We start from the raw sequence: 17,367 nt of genomic DNA, 5'->3' as shown, positions 1-17,367 counted from the left end.
CAATTTATTCCATGATAATGACCAATGACCAAAAAAGTCAATTTAATGACCGACCCAAATGCGATTATGAATACCGTTAACGAAGCCGTATCGCAGCGGATTAAGCTGTACCGTAAGCAAAAGAAAATATCACTCGATGAGCTGTCCCGCCGGGCGGGCGTCAGTAAGGGCGCTCTGGTTGAGATTGAGGGGTGCAGGGCAAATCCCAGCATCGCCCTGCTATGCCGCCTGGCTGCTGCGATGGGCGTTTCAGTAGCGGATTTTGTTGATGTCAGTTCCAAACCGACCGTGCATCTCATCGCTGAAGATGAGATCCCTGAGCTTTGGAATGGCGAAAACGGGGGAAGAGCACGACTGCTCGCAGGATCCGGCGGCCCCGATATGACCGAGCTATGGATGTGGGAAATGCAGCCAGGGGAAAAATTTGCTTCACCCGGTCATCCGCAGGGAACGCTTGAACTGTTTTATGTACAAGAGGGGACGCTTACGCTTGGCGTACAGGAGCACCTGTATTCGGTGAATACCGGCTGTTCAGCAACGGCCAGAACCGACGTCCCGCATTTCTATGAGAACCGGGGTGAAAGTTCACTCACATTCATCATGACAGTACATGAAAAAGCATCCTAAGTGCTGCTCTGAGCACATAGCAGACTTTACTGTTCCGCGTCTAAACGTTCTTCGGCTCCGGGGTTCCCTGATGAAAAACTAACTTCCATTGCCCATTATCAGAACGCGCCCAGCACGATGAACGAAGGGAAACGCGACTACCCTCCGGATGAAACGTCCTGTAATGCAAGATGGCAAAATCCTCGCGAATGCTGATGAGGCGAAAGTCGTTGCTGAGAATGGCCGGGACACATTCTTCACCCATCAGAGACGCTATCGTCTCCTCACGAGTCACCAGGACGCCCGAACGTGTAATTTCCCTGAACTCAGGATGAAGTATGTGCTCAAGCCATTCAAGGTCGTTCCGTTTGATCCCATGAAGAGTGCATTCAAGTGCTTTTAGCTTTTCCAGCAGCATGGCGTTCATCCTCGTTGAAATTCCTGTCACCTGGTATTAAAGCTGCCAGAGTTAACGAATGCGATAACCTGATATCAACAATCTGATTAGTGCCCGTTGCTAAACATTTTTCAACCACTGACATCATTCGAACTTATTTATTAAGCACTTAGTCCAGTTATAGTTAACTCTCGCTAACGCCAACGCTCCCGAAACTTCGCCGAAATCGACCGTCTGATGCCGGACAAAAAACTCGCGCAGTTGCGTGGGTAAAAACGCTGCGCTATATCGCAACAGCGTGCTGTGCCAGAACGGTGCGGGCAAAGGGCTGCCCGTATGACGCAGCAGCAGCTCATCTTTCCATTGGGAATCTAAAACGCTCTCGCAGAATGACTGGCGCAGGGCAATGGCGGGATCATCGGGGATACCAGCCAGCAGCAATTGACTGGGCAGTGCCACCAGCCTTAGATGCCGGATCACAATGTGCTTTCCCTGATATTTACGCCAGATATCGGTCAACTGCCCTGTTTTTTCAGGCAGCGGCTCCTTTTCTTCATACAGCGGCAGAGTCAGAGGCAGAAAGGTAAAATGGACGCTACTGACAGGAAGAACGTCGGCCAGTCGATCGCCCTCCGTGCGTTGCTCCAGTTCGCGAATGAGGCATACCACAGGCTCGGGCAGTGATGGTTGTATGCCCGTTGCAAGCGCCAGTTTGTCAGGATCGTAGTAACGCTCTTTCCTGATTTCCCCGATAGCAGGGTTTTCCCGCCAGAGCGCGAGGGTTTTCTCATTCGTCACGCTGTACGCATTTTGCAGACGGGTGGCGTTCATAGCAGACCTGCCAGGGCGAGAGGGCTGAGTTCCCTTCACTGTACCTCCTCTCTTCAGGCCGTCTCAGGATCTAACAGAGAGGTGCCATAGGAATTATCGATTGTACACAGCCAACGCTCATCCGTTTCCCGCCTGAAAACATAGGTCGCACGACGTGTGATTTCGACCGTTCCCCCCTTGCCATCAGGAAAGCGAAGTACAGTTTCCATAATAACGAGCGCATTGCCGCCCCCTTCGATAACCTGCATCTCTCCCTGCTCAACAATAAGTTGATCCTGAAAATAATCAGAGATGGCAATAAACGCTTTGCGGATATTCTCTTTACCGGTGACGGTTAATCCCGGCTTCACCACCAGAGCAGCATCTTCAGCGTAATTCTGCATCAGAGAATCAAAGTCTTTAGCGGAAATTGCTCTGTCACAAGATTCAATAACCTGACGTAACGGATGTGAGTGCATAATGATTATCCTGTAAAGTGTCCCACCTGTATTACCTGGTAACTCAGTGTATATGTATAGCTACTATATTTTATGAGTTGTTGAGATTAACACGTTATTTCAGGAGGCTTTGTGCGCACTCGCCCGTCATCCCGGTTGATCGTTATTTCGCCTGAGAATCGCGTTTTGCTCTTTTGCTTCTGCCATAACGATGACGCTCTGCGTGGAAAGACCTACTGGGCAACGCCCGGTGGAGGGCTTGAGCACAATGAATCTTTCGAGCAGGCTGCGTTGCGCGAATTACGTGAAGAGACAGGCCTGACAAGAGACTCAGCAGGTCCGCAGACAGCTTCCCGAACCTTCGAAATGATGCTGCCGAGTGGGGAGACTGTTCTCGCCGAAGAGCGTTTCTTTATTATTCATGCAGATCAATCAGATATCGACCGCTCAGGATGGAGCAGCAATGAAAAGAACGTCATTCGCGAGCACCACTGGTGGACAATCGAAGAGCTGAGACAGACCACTGAAATCATCCTTCCAGCCGATTTGATCATTGAAATACTTGAAGGTTCAGCTGTGTTTACTGCTGGAAAATGACGCTGATATCCGCGCCTGGCACCCGCAGCCAGGTCTGCGAAAAGTAAAATGCATGAAGTTATAAATGAAAAGCAGAGACAGATGACCACCTGGGATTATCCGTTTCGGCGTACTACATTCTCCCGCGTAGGTCCCTGAAAATAGAGGGTACTCACATGACAGCTTCGGGGCTGTAACAATACAAAACGTACCGCTTCCCAGATTGAACGCCCGTTCAACAACGCCTCACCCATTTTAACCGTGCCATTCGGCAGTTCATTTAAATCGGTCATTTCAAAATCGGGTGGATACAGACCGGTGACGCGAATATTCTCCTTCGCAAGCTGGTGTGACAGCGTCTGCGTAAAACCGCTCAGACCATGCTTACTCGCAAAAAATGCCGGATGTGCAATTGAATCTGTAAAGCCAGGAATACCACATGCTGAGATGATGGAAATAATATCAGCCGAGCTGGAACGTCTTAAGCAGGTAAGTAAAGCCTGAGTGAGTAAAATCGAGCCTGTAAGACCAGAGTTAATGGTAGTAACACATTCTGATGCGGGTTGATCCTCTAATTCCCCGGACAACCATTGTGCGGCGTTGAGAATAAGGATATCGACCGGTGCATCTGAATTTGTTATTAGCCCTGCGAACTCTTCTATGGATGCCACATGGGTTAAATCACAGACATAGCCCCTTGCCTTCCCGCCTTCTGCTGAGACGATACCGCAGGTTGTCTGAATATCTTCTGGCCGTCGCGCGCAAAATTCCACGTCAACCCCTTCGCGAGCCAGCCAGACCACCAATGCCTGACCAAACCCACTGCCACCTCCGGTGACAACCGCTCATTTACCTCGCAACATTCAACCTGCTCCTGTATTGGCAATCCATGAAACGTTGACGGAGATAGTGCAGGTTAGTACAGCGAGACGTCTTCCCGTTTGTGCGATCTTATACAAAACAACATGTTAATTAACACATCCCCCTTTGAGGCCCTGTTCTACTGACGAGAAATAAAAACATGTCGCTTTTTCATGTTTCAATACAGATATAAAATATTAATTAACCGAAGATAAGGTTTATTTTAAATAATTTATAACGACAGCCCTGCCCCCGCCAGACAATATACTCCACAATTCAGCGCTGAAATTCATGAATACGCCATGAGATGAATATTCACTGTTGATTAACTCACCGTCGTGTCAGAAACGCGCATATCTGTTACATTGCCAGAACCATCGCCCGATTCCGACACGAGGACCTCATGAATAACAACAACTACCAACAACTCACCCGCACGTTCCAGCGTCTCTCCCGTTTCTCCCATCTCTCCTCCATCGCCAGTTGGGACATGTTCGCCATGATGCCGCCGGGCGGGAGCCAGGCACGTGGGGAAGCACTGGCGGAAATGAGCGTGTTACAGCATCAAATCCTGACGGATAAAAAAGTGGGCGACTGGCTGGCCGCTGCCGAAAGTGAAGATCTTAATGACGTTGAACGCGCCAACCTGCGCGAGATGACGCGCCATTTCCAGCAGGCCTCCCTGCTGCCGGAATCGCTGGTGGAAGCCAAGTCGCTGGCCGGGAGCAAATGTGAACACGCCTGGCGCACCCAGCGTCCGGCTAACGACTGGCAGGGTTTTTCAGCCAACCTGAAAGAGGTGGTGAAGTTCAGCCGTGAAGAGGCGCGTCTGCGTGCCGAAGCCAAGGGCTGCACCCCATACGACGCTCTGCTTGATATCTTCGAGCCAGACATGACCAGCGCCCGCCTCGACGTGCTGTTTGGCGATCTGAAATCCTGGCTGCCAGACTTGCTGGCGCAAGTGGTAGAGAAGCAGTCACAAAAATCGTTCGTTCCGCCACAAGGCCCTTTCCCGACCGCCGTTCAGCGTGATCTGGGGCTGGAAGCGATGAAAATGCTGGGCTTCGATTTTAATGCCGGGCGTCTCGACGTCAGCGCCCATCCGTTCTGCGGCGGCGTGCCGGAAGATGTGCGCATCACCACGCGTTACGATGAAGACGAGCTGCTGAGCGCTCTGTTTGGCGTGGTGCACGAAACCGGCCATGCGCGCTATGAGCAAAATCTGCCGCGCAACTGGCTCGGCCAGCCCGTCGCTCTGGCGCGCTCCACCGCCATCCACGAATCGCAAAGCCTGTTCTTCGAGATGCAGCTGGGCCGCAGCAATGCGTTCCTGAAACATCTGCTCCCGGCGGTACATGCCCGCTTTGGCAGTCAGGCGGCGTTTAGTGAAGAGAACTTCATCGCCTGGAACCAGCGCGTGAAACCGGGCTATATCCGTGTTGATGCGGATGAAGTGAGCTATCCGGCGCACGTGGTATTGCGTTACGAAATTGAACGCGCGCTGATCAACGGTGAAATCGAAGTGGACGACATCCCGGCCCTGTGGGACGAGAAAATGCAGGCGTGGCTTGGGTTGTCGACAAAAGATAACTACCGCAACGGCTGTATGCAGGATATCCACTGGACCGACGGCGGCTTTGGCTACTTCCCGTCATATACGCTGGGGGCGATGTATGCCGCACAGCTGTTCAGTGCGGCGAAAACGGCACTGCCGGGGCTGGAGTCCTCTGTTGCGGAGGGTGATTTCTCGGCGCTGTTTGACTGGCTGAACCAGAACATCTGGCAGCACGGCAGCCGCTTCACCACTTCGCAGCTGATTACCCAGGCCACGGGTGAAGATCTTAACAGCCGCTACTTCCGCGACCACCTCACCTCCCGCTATCTGTAATCCCCGGCGCCGGGGCGTGTACCCGGCGCTGTACATTCCGTTACACGCCGATACCAATGACTCACGGAAGCCTCGAATTCATAAGGATATAGTTATTTCAACGGCCCCGCAGTGGGGTTAAATGAGAAACCAAATTCGAGGGTATGAGAATGAAAAAAGTATTAGCTCTGGTTGTTGCCGCTGCTATGGGTCTGTCTTCTGCTGCGTTTGCTGCTGATGCTGCAACGTCTGCTACCCCAGCTCCGGCTGCTGCTGCGACCACGAAAGCGGCGCCAGCAAAAACTGTACACCACAAAAAACACAAGAAAGCCGCTGTAGAGCAGAAAGCTCAGGCCGCTAAAAAGCACCACAAAAAAGCAGCAACCAAACCAGCCGCCACCACCACTACGGCTGCGCCAACTGAGCAGAAAGCCCAGGCTGCGAAAAAACACCACAAGAAAGCCGCTGCTAAACCTGCTGTAGAGCAGAAAGCTCAGGCTGCTAAAAAGCATCACAAAAAAGCAGTAAAACACGAAGCGGCTAAACCAGCTGCACAGCCTGCTGCGTAATCGCACTCGCTAAACCGTGCCCCTCGCGGGCACGTTGCTAAACCGGCGCTGAGCTGTATTTATCGGCGCCGTTTTTTTATCCGGAGGGCGTATGCTGCGGCGCTATCGGTTTGAGTTCATTCTTATCACGCTTATTTTATGCGCGATTATCGCCAGCATGTTTTATCTTTCCTGATTGTAGCACGCTGATTTTACTCCCACTTTAACGCCGTCCCGTCTATAGTATTTTCATAGGGTTCAACTTTTTATAATCATAATTACCCCACCAGAGTGTGATATGCGGAAAACTGTTGTGTTGTTACTGGGAACGTTCTGTCTCTTTTCAGGCCTGGCACATGCAGACGATGGCGATGATAGCGCCATGGCTGCCAAAGAGATCAAAACGCTGTTCTTTGGTCATGATGACCGCACGCGTGTCACCGATCCGACCGGGGCGCCCTGGGATGCCATCGGGCAGCTGGAAACCGCCAGCGGCAACCTGTGTACCGCAACCCTGATCTCACCTCATCTGGCCCTGACCGCCGGGCACTGCTTACTGATCCCACCGAAAGGCAAGCCGGACAAAGCCGTTGCGCTGCGTTTTATCTCCCAAAAAGGTCTCTGGCGCTATGAGATCCACGGCATCGAAGGTCGTGTCGATCCGTCGTTAGGCAAACGCTTAAAGCCGGACGGCGACGGCTGGATTGTGCCGCCGGCGGCAGCCGAGTGGGATTTTGGTCTGATTGTTCTGCGCTATCCGCCCTCGGGGATCACCCCTCTGCCGCTGTTTGATGGCGACAAAGCGGCGCTGACGGCAGCCTTAAAAGCCGCCGACCGTAAAGTCACGCAGTCGGGTTATCCCGTCGATCACCTGGATTCGCTCTACACCCACACGGACTGCATCGTCACCGGCTGGGCGCAAAACAGCGTCTTATCCCACCAGTGCGATACGCTGCCGGGCGATAGCGGCTCTCCGCTGATGCTGAAAACCGACGGCGGCTGGCAGTTGATTGGCGTACAAAGTTCAGCGCCTGCCGCCAAAGACCGCTGGCGCGCCGATAACCGGGCGTTATCCGTGACCGGTTTTCGGGAAAAACTGGAAGCGCTGGCGCAGGAATAGCTCAGCCATATTTGATTTCACGTAATTCTATAATCGCCTCGATGGGCATCGGCTGGCTGAACCAGAACCCTTGCAACTGGTCGCAGCCCGCGAGGCGCAGCAGTTTCATCTGCTTTTCGTTTTCCACGCCTTCGGCCACCACCGCCATCCCCAGTGCACTTGCAATCCGCACGGTGCCGCTCACCAGCGCCGCCGCCTGTTCGTCGTTATCCACCAGCCCGGCCAGCGATTTGTCGATCTTGATGGTGTCAAAATTAAAACGGCGCAAATAACCGATGCTGGAGTAGCCCGTGCCGAAATCATCCAGCGCGACGGCGATGCCCAGCGCTTTAAGATTCGAGATCGCGGCCCTGGCGCGCTCCGGGTTTTCCAGCACGTAGGTTTCCGTCACTTCCAGCTGCAGACGCGTAGCCGGGAAACGCGTCATTTCAATGACCTGCGCCACTTTGTCCTCAAATTCGGGATCGCGAAACTGCGCCGGAGAGATATTTACCGACAGCTTCAAATCACCGAAAGGCTCCAGATCCTGACAGGCGCGGCGCAGGACAAACTGCCCTAAACCATAAATCAGGCCGCTGGTCTCGGCGATACTGATAAACACATCCGGTCCCAGTTCCCCCGCCGGACGCCGTGGCCAGCGCAGCAGCGCCTCGACGCTGGTCATTTTCTGGCTACGCGCATCGATAATCGGCTGATACCAGATGTCGAACTCGTCGCGTTCCATGCCACTGCGGATCTCATTTTCAATCGCCAGCTGCTGCTCGCGCACGCTGTTCAGTTCAGCGTCATACTGGGTGACGCGGCCCTTGCCGGTAATTTTCGAGTGATACATGGCGATATCGGCCCGGCGGAACAGCTCCGAGCTGGTGCACTCGATCAGCGTGCCGCTGGCAATTCCGATGCTGGCGCTGATGTGAATGGTGCGCTCACCGAGGCGCAGGGGCGCACTCAGGAATTCGAGCACGTTATTGGCAAACGCCGCCGCCTGCGCCTGTGAATGGTCACCGCCAATCAACATCGCAAATTCATCGCCCCCCATGCGGGCCAGCATGCCCCCTTCCGGCACCCGTTCACGCAGGGCGCCGGCCATCATGATGATCAGGTCGTCGCCCACGTCGTGACCGTAAATATCATTCACATCTTTAAAACCATCGAGATCGATAAAGACCACGCTTTTGACATCAATATCGCCGCGCAAACTTACCCGCTCCAGCTCCTCAATCAGGGCGCGGCGATTGGGCAGATGGCTCAGCCAGTCCGTCCGCGCCACCCGCCGGGCCTGATTTTCTCCGCGCGCCAGTTTATACAGCCCAACGCTGCTCAGCAGAATAAACAGCAGGATCAGCCCCGCCGCCAGGGTAACAATTTGCGTGATGTCGTTCGACGCGGCGCTGGCCGCCTGCGCACCGGGCAGTCGCGGCTGCCAGTTGAGATAGCCCAGCAGCTCGCCCGCCGAGCTTTTCAGCGGAACGCTGGCGATGCTGGTGTGATCGACGGTGAAATTGAGATCTTCAATCTGAAAGGTATTGCCCAGATCGCTCAGAATTTGCGGATTCAGGTGGCGGGTGATCACCAGGTAACGGCGCACATCGTTGTGCACCTGCAGGCGGCCAATCATCGGGCGGATTAGCCCAATGCCGACAAACGCTACCCCCTGGCGCGTGCGGGTGATCCCGGCGTAGATATTTTTCTCAGCGCGCAGCGCGTCGGCGTTATCGCGAATCAGCGCCTTCAGGCCATTGCCAAAAAAATCGAGGTTTTTCTCGTGGAAGGCTTTGCTCTGAAACGACCCCCACAACACATTGAAATGCTCGTCCAGCACGAAGGTGCCGTCGTACAAATTATTGATTTTAAAGCCTGCCCCCCAGGTATTGTACAGCCACTCGGTGTTCAGCACCGGGGGATAAACCTCACGAACGGCATCATCCCAGACGGCATTATCAATCACCAGCGACCAGACGCGGTTGGCCGACGTCTGGATCGCCCCTTGTACGGAGAGCGCCGAACGGTGTTCATCTATTTCGTTGGTTTTACTGCTGATGAGGTGCAGGGAAAGGTAAAGCAGCGCGATAATGGAAACGATCAGGCCGATCCCGGCCATAAAAATCATGACAAACAGGGTTTTCGCGGTGGGAATATTGCGCCAGCTTAATGGGTTATACATTCGCCGCCCTCTCAAAAGCACTTCTTTCTAAGAGTAATACAGGTAGCGAATTTCGCTGCCCGTAAATACAGGCAGCGATCACATCAGGCCAGTTTTATCATGATCATGCCGGCGAGCAGCAGGACCAGGCCAATCCAGCCTTTACGGTTCAGACGTTGACCGAACAAAATCCAGCCCGCCGCCAGCGTTGCGGCGATACCGAAACCGCCCCACAGGGCGTAGGCCACGGAAAGATCGATCCCTTTCACCGCCTGGGACAGCGCGCTGAACGCTCCCAGCACTGCGGCGATTGACATCAGGCCGTAGACTTTACGGCGGAAGCCATCAGAAAATTTCAGGAATACGTTGGCGGCGATTTCCAGCACAATCGCCAGTGCCAGCCACGCCCCATGTACCCACTCAAACTGTTGCATGAGTTGGCTCCTGTGGCTGTTTTTTGCCTTTGCGGGTGCCCGATTTGATCAGCACAATGCCCGCGACCAGGGTGGTCAGACCGGCAATTTTCATCGTTGACAGGGTTTCATCAAATAACATCACGCTGAACAGCGTGATTAACAGAATACCGCTCCCCTCCCACAACGCATACGCCACGCCGAGGGCGATTTTTTTAACCGCGAACGACAGGAAAATATACGAAAGGGAAATCATCACCAGCATTAAAATAAATCCGGTGTTGCCATCGCTGACGCTTGCCCATTTCATCGACAAGGTTCCGGTAATTTCAGCGACAATGGCCAGGGCTAACAATATCCAGTAAAACATGGTACTTCTCCTGCATGAGAATATAAATCACTGCAGCTTGTCGAAAACGACAAACCCAAAAATATGAAATAAATCAGATAGCCAGACGCATGGCGTCAGCTCAGGCAGAAGACGGGACTATAGCGCGTTGCGCCAGTGTTGCTCACCGGACAGCAGGCAGAGGGAGGTGGAAAATACAGCGATGTTATTTGAAAAGTACGTCCTGAACAGATTGTCCATAATATTACAATTATCCGCGGTATTGCTTCTCGTCATTGCGGATGAAAATTGTCCTCGGTAGTTAAACACGCCTGATTTGTACCATAAGCTAAGGATTTACTCAAAACATTTTCAATTCTTTACCCTGCCCGTTTTATTTTCGTTCGCATATAAAATGCGCGTTGCCGTTATTATCATTATTATAAATAAAAAGCGTCACGCGGGAACTCACATGGCTAAGCCCATCATTACACTGAACGGACTGAAAATTGTCATCATGCTCGGCATGCTGGTGATCATTCTTGCGGGGGTACGTTTTGCCGCCGACATCATTGTGCCCTTTATTCTGGCGCTGTTTATCGCCGTGATCCTCAACCCGCTGGTGCAGCGTATGGTGCGCCTGCGCGTCCCGCGGGTGCTGGCGATTACGTTGCTTATCACGGTGATTATTCTGGCCATGGTGCTGCTGGTGGCGTATCTGGGCACCTCCCTGAACGAGCTGGCGCGCACCTTGCCGCAGTACCGCTCCTCGCTGGTCGTGCCGTTACAGCATCTCGAACCCTGGCTGCAGCGCGCCGGGATTGAAGTCTCCGTAGAAGAGTTGCTGAAGTACATCGACCCCAATGCCGCCATGACGCTGGTGACGGCGCTGCTGTCACAGCTTTCGAGCGCGATGACCTCGATTTTCCTGCTGCTGCTGACGGTGGTGTTTATGCTGATTGAAGTGCCGCAGCTGCCCGTGAAGTTGCAGCAGATGATGTCCCGCCCGGTTGAGGGGATGGAGGCGATTCAGCGGGCGTTGGACAGTGTTTCGCGCTACCTGGTGCTGAAAACGGCCATCAGTATTGTGACGGGTCTGGTGGCGTGGGCCATGCTTGCCGCGCTGGACGTGCGCTTCGCGTTTGTCTGGGGGCTGCTGGCCTTTGCGCTCAATTATATTCCCAACATTGGCTCGGTGCTGGCCGCCATCCCCCCTATCGCTCAGGTGCTGGTGTTTAGCGGACTGTACGATGCCCTGATCGTGCTGGCGGGTTACCTGGTGATAAACCTGGTGTTCGGCAATATTCTCGAACCGCGCATGATGGGACGTGGGCTGGGGCTGTCCACGCTGGTGGTCTTTTTATCGTTGATCTTCTGGGGCTGGCTGCTCGGCCCGGTCGGGATGCTGCTCTCCGTGCCGCTGACCATTATCGTGAAGATTGCCCTCGAGCAGACGGTGGGCGGCCAGAGTATTGCCGTTTTGCTGAGCGACGTCAGCCATCGCTGATCGCAAACACCGGCTTCGCGATCCTGCCCGCCTCGCGGTAATACGCCAGCGCCGGACGCCACTCTGTAAGGGAAAACAGCGTGGCGTCGCCGCCGTGGCTGGCCTGCAGTTTCGGCCAGATTTCACGAAACTCCCCCTGCCACTCGACCACGCTCATTCCCGCCAGGTAATTACGGATATGAAACCAGCGCACCTGCGGCTGTTGCCGGAACAGCTTCCCGGACAGCAGACCGTAGCTGACAAACACGCCTGCCGCAGGCAGCGTATTCAGGATCTGCTCGGCCACCTCGCCACCCGTGGCGTCGAAGACAATATCCGTCTCTTTGGCGATGGCGTGGATCGCCGCCGTGTCATGGTGCGATATTGGCGTGATCCCCCGCGCTGCCAGCCGGTCGGCGTGAACCATTGAACGATGAATGCCGTACACGGATTCGGCCCCCGCCTGAAGCGCCCACAGCCCCAGCAGGAGCGCACAGTCCGATCCGGCGGCCGTCAGCAGCACGCGTTTTCCTCGTGGCGGAGAGTGTTTCAACATCAGCTGCGCGGCCAGCGGGTTGATGTACGCGCGCGCGGCAAGCACGGAATCGATAAAGTCGGGCACAGGAACCGCCAGATCCGCCGGGCAATCCACCACCTGCTGCCAGGTTCCTTGTCCGCGCAGCGGCAGCACCCGTTTACCGGTCCAGTCGGGCGGCCCGTCAATCACCACCCCAACCCCCTCGTAACCTGCAATGGCAGGCAGCGGCGTGCGATGGCGATAAGCCCCGGTGATGGGAATCAGATCCGAGGCGTTGACCGGCGCGAACAGCATCTGCACCCGTAACTGGCCGGGAGTCAGCGGCCCGCAGACGGAGGATTCCAGGTGCAGCACCGATTCCGGCTCACCAAAACGGCGATACATTAGCGCAACGTTGTTCATCAGCGGCCCCGAGCAGAGTTAAACCGCACGAGCTTACTGTCTCGCGCGACGAGGGAAAACGACTATTTTGCCACAGGCAAATCGGCGTAGCGTGTCGTATACCCCGGCGACAGCATTTCGCGTTTCATCGCCCAGCTTTTCTGGCTGCCCTGACCGGCAAACCAGACCGTTCCGCGCCCGGAGAGATTGAGCCGATCGATAGTCTGCATCAGCGCCTGGCTGTTGTTTCGCGGCTGGTATTCATCAAACAAATTCAGCTGCGCGACCCCCTGGCTGAAAAAATCGCTCAGCATCACCCCCGCTTTCATATAGCGAAAACCGTCCTGCCAGATCCGCTCCAGCGCATGGCTGGCGACGCGGATGATATCGCGCGTGTCATTCGACGGGATCGCCAGACGACCGCTGGCCTGAGGGCCATAAAACACTTCATTTTCCGCGTGCGGGCTGGTGCGCATAAACACGCTGATCACGCAGCAGAACTGCTTTTCTGCCCGCAGCTTCTCGGCGGCACGTTCCGCGTAAGCGCACACCGCCTGCTGCATCTCGCGGTACTCCGTAATACGGTGCCCAAAGGAGCGGCTACAGATGATCTGCTGTTTCGCTGGCGCAAATTCATCGATCTCCAGACAAGGCTCGCCGCGCAACTCACGCACCGTGCGCTCCAGTACCACATTGAAATGTTTACGGATCACCCAGGTTGAGCACTCCGCCAGCTGCAGCGCGTTTTCAATGCCCATCTGATTGAGTTTTTTGCCGATGCGCCTCCCCACGCCCCACACTTCGCCCACCGGCACCAGCGCGAGCAGCTTTTGCTGACGATCCGGATCGGACAGATCCACCACGCCATCGGTCTTGCGCCAGGTTTTGGCCGCAAAGTTGGCCAGCTTGGCGAGGGTTTTGGTCGGCGCGATACCGACGCCAACGGTCAGCCCGGTATTTTTCAGGATCTGCTCGCGGATCTGACGGCCAAACGTCTCAAGCGCGATGCAGTTGGCCACGCCGGAGACATTAATAAAGGCCTCATCGATGGAGTAGACTTCAATCGCAGGCGCCATCTCCGCCAGGATCGTCATCACGCGATGACTCAGGTCTGCATACAGGGCGTAGTTGGAGCTAAACACCGCCACTTTTTGCCGCCGCAGTTCGTCTTTGATCTTGAAGTAAGGCGCGCCCATCTTGATGCCGAGCTTTTTGGCTTCTGCCGAGCGGGAAATTATGCATCCGTCGTTGTTGGACACCACCACCACCGGTTTGCCCTGCAGATCGGGGCGAAACACCGTCTCACAGGAGGTGTAGAAGCTGTTGACGTCAACGAGCGCGAACATGTTTGTGCGATTTCACGGTGTGCGTTACCACGCCAAAGAGCTGCAGCTCGTCCTCTGACTGGAAAACGATGGGAGAATAGTGCTTGTTGTGCGGCAGCAGATGGAGGTACGGGCGGGTGCGCAGCTCTTTCACGGTGAACTCCCCCGCAATCGCCGCCACCACAATATCGCCATGTTCCGCCGTTAACGATCGATCGATCACCAGCAGATCCCCGTCGCCAATCCCTGCGCCGATCATGGAATCTCCGCTCACTTTCACAAAATAGGTCGCACTGGGGTGTGCGATGAGCAGTTTGTTCAGATCGAGACGATCTTCGACATAATCCTGCGCGGGACTGGGAAACCCGCACGGGACGCGCTCCAGGAAAAGTGGTAATTCGATGATTTCTTTATGTTCACATGAAAAAACAGGATTCATGATAGCCAACCCGATAATAACTGTATATAAATACAGTATTATGCATTTAGCGATCAGATCAAGTCGATTCTGGCCCGCGAAAATGAAGCCGTTGAAGTCACACGGAATTTAAAAAGGAGAGATCATGCTGAAAGTCATCGCGGAAGATTTTATTAAACCGGAAGCCATTGAGACCGTACTCCCGCTCTACCGCGCGCTGGTGGAGGCCACCAAACGGGAGCCGCTGTGCATTGCCTACGATTTATATGTGGACGAGAAAGATGCCGGGCATTTTGTTTTTATCGAAGAGTGGCCGGATCGCGCCGCGCTGGATGCGCATTGCGCGAGCGAACACTTCAGACGGCTGGTGCCGATGATTAACCAGCACCAGCGAAAAGCGCCAACCTTTATTCTGATGGGCAGTTTCAGCCCTACAGTTTAAACGTGAAATCAGCGATATACCGCTCGCCGCCTTCGGCAATCGCCTTCGACAGCTTCTTGTAATAACGCTCAACGCCGTAGGCTTCGATGTGCTGGATTTGAGCGCGAACCGGCGCGCAAAACAGCTCGGGATTACCGGCCCCCACTCTTTTGCTGTTGGGCGGCAGCTCGGACGAAATCGCTTTAAACCAGGTGCGCACGGCGCTCTTCAGCGTGGCGGGCACTTTGGCGACGTCGTCGATGCCCGTCAGCACCTGCACCGTGGGAAACTGGTTGGCCTCGACCGCTTTTTTGAGACGGTTAAAGAACTGGCTGAATAATTCAAATGAGCTTAAATCAGAAATCTTCTGTTTCGTGGAGCCACGGGTTTTGCTGGCCGCTTTCGCACCGCTTCTCCCGCGTTGAGGGCTTTCTTCGAGCTGCAAATCAAACAGCAGATTGCAGTGCTCCCGACGTTTTTTCACATCGGAGAACATTTCCAGAAAGGTAGAGATAAACTGCGGCGTCATCAGATCGTGAAGCTCATGGTTCACCAGCCACTGGGAGCGCGCAAACGTGCCAGGTGTAATGAACCAGTCCGGTGTGTCGGTGAAGCGCCCTGACCGACCTTTGCTGTCAAATTCGACGAACTCTGCCCCGTTCGCAAAGGCGAAACGGCAGTTCTTCAGACTGATGATAGTGTGGTTCATGATCAACGCATCTTTGATAAATCTGGCTACCACCGCACTCATCACAAAGGCGGTGTGCTTATCATCACGGATGACATACTTCAGATCTTCGACAGACTTCACGCCGGGTTCAAGATTATCGAATTCCAAGAAAAGGTGATACATGCCGATGACTTCCTGATAGCGCCAATCCGCAAAGGATAACACAGATTAATAATGGGATTGTTAATTGCCAGTATCCCTTTGCAGACACAACTTACACTTCATGCACACTACAATAAAAAACACAGCACACTAACATAAATAAAAATCATCACTTCACATAAAAAATAGACACTACAAACTCACTAAAATAAAACTTTTTCAGAATTTTATGCTGTTTTTACGCCCGCTCTTGCAACCGTTCTTTGCAGAAATGTTACATCTTTCGCGCCCTCTCTCAGGCGCACTATCGGCGAAAAATGGGACTTTCCGATTTTTAAGTGCATAAAAAAGCATTTTATTGCATAGGTAAAGATCCCACGTTGAGGTGATGTTTAATTGTTTACATCCCTGTAATTCATTGAGCAGATTTATGATTAAGCCAGAAGCTCTCACGCAGGACCCCACCCCGAGAATGGAAGCGTTTACACACTATGCAAAACCGGATGATTATTTTCCGCTGTTTTGCACACTTTCCATACTCAAGTCTTTCCCCTTTCAAATGAAAATCAGCACAAAAACCAGGCGCGTTTTTAACGGATTTAATACAAATTAAACCGCAGTTTCAGAAAGTTGACTTGTAATCACTCTCCACGCATATTTCACAGCACGAATTAACAAGACAACGTTTGGAGGACTTGAGCAATGCCAAGCCGAGATTACCCGGACAAGCGTGTAGCACGCGGTACAGCAAAGGATGCTAACTTAAAAATGTTGAGCGCGAGGATTGAATCCACGCTGGTCGAATATGTCAGAGCCACGGCGTATGAAACGCGGCTGAGTAAGCAGGAAATTATCGCTGAGGCGCTAGAGCTGCACAGAAGAAGCCGAATGACGGAAGCGGCCACGGAATAAAGTCGTGGCCGCCTGTTTACCTGGACAGAAGGGTTATTCCGCCAGCGCGTTCAGGGCAGCCAGAGCGTCATCCGGTAGCACCAGATCGCCAGCCGCCAGGTTTTCGCGCAGATGTGCCACCGACGACGTGCCAGGAATCAGCAGGATATTCGGCGAGCGCTTCAGCAGCCATGCCAGTGCAACCTGCATTGGCGTGGCACCCAGTGAATCAGCAACCACCTGAAGGCCGGACGATTGCAGCGGCGTGAATCCCCCCAGCGGGAAGAACGGCACATAGGCAATCCCCTGCTCCGCCAGCTCATCGATCAGCGCATCGTCGCTACGATTCACGATGTTGTAGAGATTCTGCACGCAGACAATCGGCGTGATGCGCTGCGCCTGCGCAATTTGCGTGGCAGTAACATTGCTCAGCCCAATGTGTCGTACCAGACCCTGACGCTGTAATTCCACCAGCGTAGTTAAAGGTTCTTCGATCGATCCCTCTGCAGGGCCGTGAGCGCTAAACATGATGCGTAAATTCACCACATCCAGCACGTCCAGCTGCAGGTTTCGCAGGTTATCGTGCACCGCCTGCGTCAGCTCCTGAGCCGAAAAGGCCGGCAGCCAGGAGGCGTCAGTTCCGCGACGGGCACCAATTTTCGTTACCAGTGTCAGATCGTCACGGTACGGATGCAGTGCTTCCCGAATCAGCTGATTGGTCACATGCGGACCGTAGAAATCACTGGTATCAATATGATTCACCCCAGCCGCCACCGCTTCGCGCAGCACTGCCAGCGCAGCCGCTTTGTCTTTTGGCGGACCAAATACACCGGGACCAGCAAGCTGCATCGCGCCATAGCCGAGTCGGTTAACCGCGCGAGTCCCTAACGTATAACTGCCACTTTTCTCAATACGGGTCATATGCGTCTACCTGTCTGACTGCCAATT

General features: G+C 54.0%; 19 protein-coding genes and 1 pseudogene. 8 read left to right on the top strand and 12 right to left on the bottom strand.

Annotated elements, in window-relative coordinates:
• The first annotated feature begins 24 nt into the window (after positions 1–24).
• Entirely contained in the window at positions 25–627 is a 603-nt protein-coding gene (locus C0560_RS09915) for a helix-turn-helix domain-containing protein (protein WP_123428085.1), read from the top strand.
• A 40-nt stretch (positions 628–667) separates the two neighbouring features.
• On the opposite strand, the gene C0560_RS09910 is transcribed toward C0560_RS09915, so the two are convergent.
• The 3 genes from C0560_RS09910 to C0560_RS09900 all read right to left on the bottom strand — a co-directional run bounded on the left by C0560_RS09910 (position 668) and on the right by C0560_RS09900 (position 2,292).
• Positions 668–1,033 carry a nuclear transport factor 2 family protein gene (locus C0560_RS09910; protein WP_326493396.1) on the bottom strand — a complete coding sequence of 122 codons (366 nt, stop codon included), beginning with the start codon at positions 1,031–1,033 and terminating at the stop codon, positions 668–670.
• Positions 1,034–1,147: 114 nt separating this feature from the next.
• Positions 1,148–1,834 (bottom strand): hypothetical protein, encoded by a 687-nt coding sequence (locus C0560_RS09905; RefSeq protein WP_248860146.1) that lies wholly within the window; start codon positions 1,832–1,834, stop codon positions 1,148–1,150.
• A gap of 53 nt (positions 1,835–1,887) precedes the next feature.
• Complete coding sequence (locus tag C0560_RS09900) at positions 1,888–2,292, bottom strand: SgcJ/EcaC family oxidoreductase (protein WP_248860144.1); 405 nt, start codon at positions 2,290–2,292, stop codon at positions 1,888–1,890.
• 111 nt (positions 2,293–2,403) lie between these two features.
• On the opposite strand from C0560_RS09900, the gene C0560_RS09895 reads away from it, so the two are divergent.
• Positions 2,404–2,868, top strand: coding sequence for an NUDIX hydrolase (locus C0560_RS09895; protein ID WP_123428091.1), 465 nt, complete (start codon positions 2,404–2,406; stop codon positions 2,866–2,868).
• A 95-nt stretch (positions 2,869–2,963) separates the two neighbouring features.
• On the opposite strand, the pseudogene C0560_RS09890 reads toward C0560_RS09895, so the two are convergent.
• A pseudogene (locus C0560_RS09890) lies at positions 2,964–3,710 on the bottom strand (SDR family oxidoreductase).
• Positions 3,711–4,111: 401 nt separating this feature from the next.
• Between C0560_RS09890 and C0560_RS09885 the strand changes: the two are divergent.
• The 3 genes from C0560_RS09885 to C0560_RS09875 all read left to right on the top strand — a co-directional run bounded on the left by C0560_RS09885 (position 4,112) and on the right by C0560_RS09875 (position 7,243).
• Positions 4,112–5,596 (top strand): carboxypeptidase M32, encoded by a 1,485-nt coding sequence (locus tag C0560_RS09885; RefSeq protein ID WP_123428095.1) that lies wholly within the window; start codon positions 4,112–4,114, stop codon positions 5,594–5,596.
• 149 nt (positions 5,597–5,745) lie between these two features.
• Positions 5,746–6,144 (top strand): acid resistance repetitive basic protein Asr, encoded by a 399-nt coding sequence (gene asr, locus C0560_RS09880; RefSeq protein WP_095281884.1) that lies wholly within the window; start codon positions 5,746–5,748, stop codon positions 6,142–6,144.
• 277 nt (positions 6,145–6,421) lie between these two features.
• A complete protein-coding gene (locus C0560_RS09875) occupies positions 6,422–7,243 on the top strand; it encodes a serine protease (protein ID WP_100780326.1) in 822 nt (273 codons plus the stop codon).
• Between the two features lies 1 nt (position 7,244).
• Here C0560_RS09875 and C0560_RS09870 read toward each other — a convergent pair whose 3' ends face one another.
• The 3 genes from C0560_RS09870 to mdtJ form a co-directional block, all read right to left on the bottom strand.
• Positions 7,245–9,407, bottom strand: coding sequence for a bifunctional diguanylate cyclase/phosphodiesterase (locus C0560_RS09870; protein ID WP_248860139.1), 2,163 nt, complete (start codon positions 9,405–9,407; stop codon positions 7,245–7,247).
• A gap of 83 nt (positions 9,408–9,490) precedes the next feature.
• Entirely contained in the window at positions 9,491–9,820 is a 330-nt protein-coding gene (gene mdtI / locus C0560_RS09865; RefSeq protein ID WP_100780328.1) for a multidrug/spermidine efflux SMR transporter subunit MdtI, read from the bottom strand.
• Complete coding sequence (mdtJ, locus tag C0560_RS09860; RefSeq protein WP_248860138.1) at positions 9,807–10,169, bottom strand: multidrug/spermidine efflux SMR transporter subunit MdtJ; 363 nt, start codon at positions 10,167–10,169, stop codon at positions 9,807–9,809. The genes mdtI and mdtJ overlap by 14 nt, the downstream gene beginning before the upstream one ends.
• A 430-nt stretch (positions 10,170–10,599) precedes the next feature.
• Between mdtJ and C0560_RS09855 the strand changes: the two genes are divergently transcribed.
• Positions 10,600–11,634, top strand: a complete 1,035-nt coding sequence (locus C0560_RS09855; RefSeq protein WP_100780330.1) for an AI-2E family transporter — start codon at positions 10,600–10,602, stop codon at positions 11,632–11,634.
• Here the strand turns inward: C0560_RS09855 and C0560_RS09850 are convergent.
• The 3 genes from C0560_RS09850 to umuD all read right to left on the bottom strand — a co-directional run bounded on the left by C0560_RS09850 (position 11,621) and on the right by umuD (position 14,296).
• The gene (locus C0560_RS09850; protein ID WP_248860136.1) at positions 11,621–12,553 is read right to left on the bottom strand and encodes a zinc-dependent alcohol dehydrogenase family protein; all 933 of its coding nucleotides are present in this window, start codon (positions 12,551–12,553) and stop codon (positions 11,621–11,623) included. The genes C0560_RS09855 and C0560_RS09850 overlap by 14 nt on opposite strands.
• A 62-nt stretch (positions 12,554–12,615) precedes the next feature.
• Positions 12,616–13,878 (bottom strand): translesion error-prone DNA polymerase V subunit UmuC, encoded by a 1,263-nt coding sequence (gene umuC / locus C0560_RS09845; protein WP_100780332.1) that lies wholly within the window; start codon positions 13,876–13,878, stop codon positions 12,616–12,618.
• On the bottom strand, positions 13,862–14,296 hold the full coding sequence (umuD, locus tag C0560_RS09840) for a translesion error-prone DNA polymerase V autoproteolytic subunit (RefSeq protein ID WP_100780333.1): 435 nt from the start codon (positions 14,294–14,296) through the stop codon (positions 13,862–13,864). The genes umuC and umuD overlap by 17 nt, the downstream gene beginning before the upstream one ends.
• 124 nt (positions 14,297–14,420) lie before the next feature.
• Between umuD and C0560_RS09835 the strand changes: the two genes are divergently transcribed.
• A complete protein-coding gene (locus C0560_RS09835; protein WP_107703664.1) occupies positions 14,421–14,717 on the top strand; it encodes a putative quinol monooxygenase in 297 nt (98 codons plus the stop codon).
• Here the strand turns inward: C0560_RS09835 and C0560_RS09830 are convergent.
• Complete coding sequence (locus tag C0560_RS09830) at positions 14,707–15,549, bottom strand: hypothetical protein (protein ID WP_248860135.1); 843 nt, start codon at positions 15,547–15,549, stop codon at positions 14,707–14,709. The genes C0560_RS09835 and C0560_RS09830 overlap by 11 nt on opposite strands.
• A gap of 747 nt (positions 15,550–16,296) precedes the next feature.
• Here C0560_RS09830 and C0560_RS09825 point away from each other — a divergent pair.
• Positions 16,297–16,440, top strand: coding sequence for a hypothetical protein (locus tag C0560_RS09825; protein ID WP_228483593.1), 144 nt, complete (start codon positions 16,297–16,299; stop codon positions 16,438–16,440).
• Positions 16,441–16,473: 33 nt separating this feature from the next.
• On the opposite strand, the gene C0560_RS09820 is transcribed toward C0560_RS09825, so the two are convergent.
• Positions 16,474–17,340, bottom strand: coding sequence for an aldo/keto reductase family oxidoreductase (locus C0560_RS09820; protein WP_100780338.1), 867 nt, complete (start codon positions 17,338–17,340; stop codon positions 16,474–16,476).
• Positions 17,341–17,367 lie beyond the last annotated feature (27 nt).

Origin of the sequence: Lelliottia sp. AC1 (genome assembly GCF_023278595.1) — a bacterium.
In the GTDB taxonomy this organism is placed as follows: Bacteria; Pseudomonadota; Gammaproteobacteria; order Enterobacterales; family Enterobacteriaceae; genus Enterobacter; species Enterobacter nimipressuralis.
Note: the sequence above shows the minus strand (reverse complement) of the source record. Positions and strands in the feature narration are given on the sequence as shown.

What these genes read in the sequence shown, in the direction of transcription:
- C0560_RS09910 (WP_326493396.1), bottom strand. Translation starts at nt 1,033, where the DNA reads ATGAACGCCATGCTGCTGGAAAAGCTAAAAGCACTTGAATGCACTCTT.
- mdtJ (WP_248860138.1), bottom strand. Translation starts at nt 10,169, where the DNA reads ATGTTTTACTGGATATTGTTAGCCCTGGCCATTGTCGCTGAAATTACC.
- C0560_RS09830 (WP_248860135.1), bottom strand. Translation starts at nt 15,549, where the DNA reads ATGTATCACCTTTTCTTGGAATTCGATAATCTTGAACCCGGCGTGAAG.
- umuC (WP_100780332.1), bottom strand. Translation starts at nt 13,878, where the DNA reads ATGTTCGCGCTCGTTGACGTCAACAGCTTCTACACCTCCTGTGAGACG.
- C0560_RS09875 (WP_100780326.1), top strand. Translation starts at nt 6,422, where the DNA reads ATGCGGAAAACTGTTGTGTTGTTACTGGGAACGTTCTGTCTCTTTTCA.
- C0560_RS09870 (WP_248860139.1), bottom strand. Translation starts at nt 9,407, where the DNA reads ATGTATAACCCATTAAGCTGGCGCAATATTCCCACCGCGAAAACCCTG.
- C0560_RS09905 (WP_248860146.1), bottom strand. Translation starts at nt 1,834, where the DNA reads ATGAACGCCACCCGTCTGCAAAATGCGTACAGCGTGACGAATGAGAAA.
- C0560_RS09835 (WP_107703664.1), top strand. Translation starts at nt 14,421, where the DNA reads ATGCTGAAAGTCATCGCGGAAGATTTTATTAAACCGGAAGCCATTGAG.
- C0560_RS09855 (WP_100780330.1), top strand. Translation starts at nt 10,600, where the DNA reads ATGGCTAAGCCCATCATTACACTGAACGGACTGAAAATTGTCATCATG.
- C0560_RS09820 (WP_100780338.1), bottom strand. Translation starts at nt 17,340, where the DNA reads ATGACCCGTATTGAGAAAAGTGGCAGTTATACGTTAGGGACTCGCGCG.
- asr (WP_095281884.1), top strand. Translation starts at nt 5,746, where the DNA reads ATGAAAAAAGTATTAGCTCTGGTTGTTGCCGCTGCTATGGGTCTGTCT.
- C0560_RS09825 (WP_228483593.1), top strand. Translation starts at nt 16,297, where the DNA reads ATGTTGAGCGCGAGGATTGAATCCACGCTGGTCGAATATGTCAGAGCC.
- mdtI (WP_100780328.1), bottom strand. Translation starts at nt 9,820, where the DNA reads ATGCAACAGTTTGAGTGGGTACATGGGGCGTGGCTGGCACTGGCGATT.
- C0560_RS09885 (WP_123428095.1), top strand. Translation starts at nt 4,112, where the DNA reads ATGAATAACAACAACTACCAACAACTCACCCGCACGTTCCAGCGTCTC.
- umuD (WP_100780333.1), bottom strand. Translation starts at nt 14,296, where the DNA reads ATGAATCCTGTTTTTTCATGTGAACATAAAGAAATCATCGAATTACCA.
- C0560_RS09900 (WP_248860144.1), bottom strand. Translation starts at nt 2,292, where the DNA reads ATGCACTCACATCCGTTACGTCAGGTTATTGAATCTTGTGACAGAGCA.
- C0560_RS09850 (WP_248860136.1), bottom strand. Translation starts at nt 12,553, where the DNA reads ATGAACAACGTTGCGCTAATGTATCGCCGTTTTGGTGAGCCGGAATCG.
- C0560_RS09915 (WP_123428085.1), top strand. Translation starts at nt 25, where the DNA reads ATGACCAAAAAAGTCAATTTAATGACCGACCCAAATGCGATTATGAAT.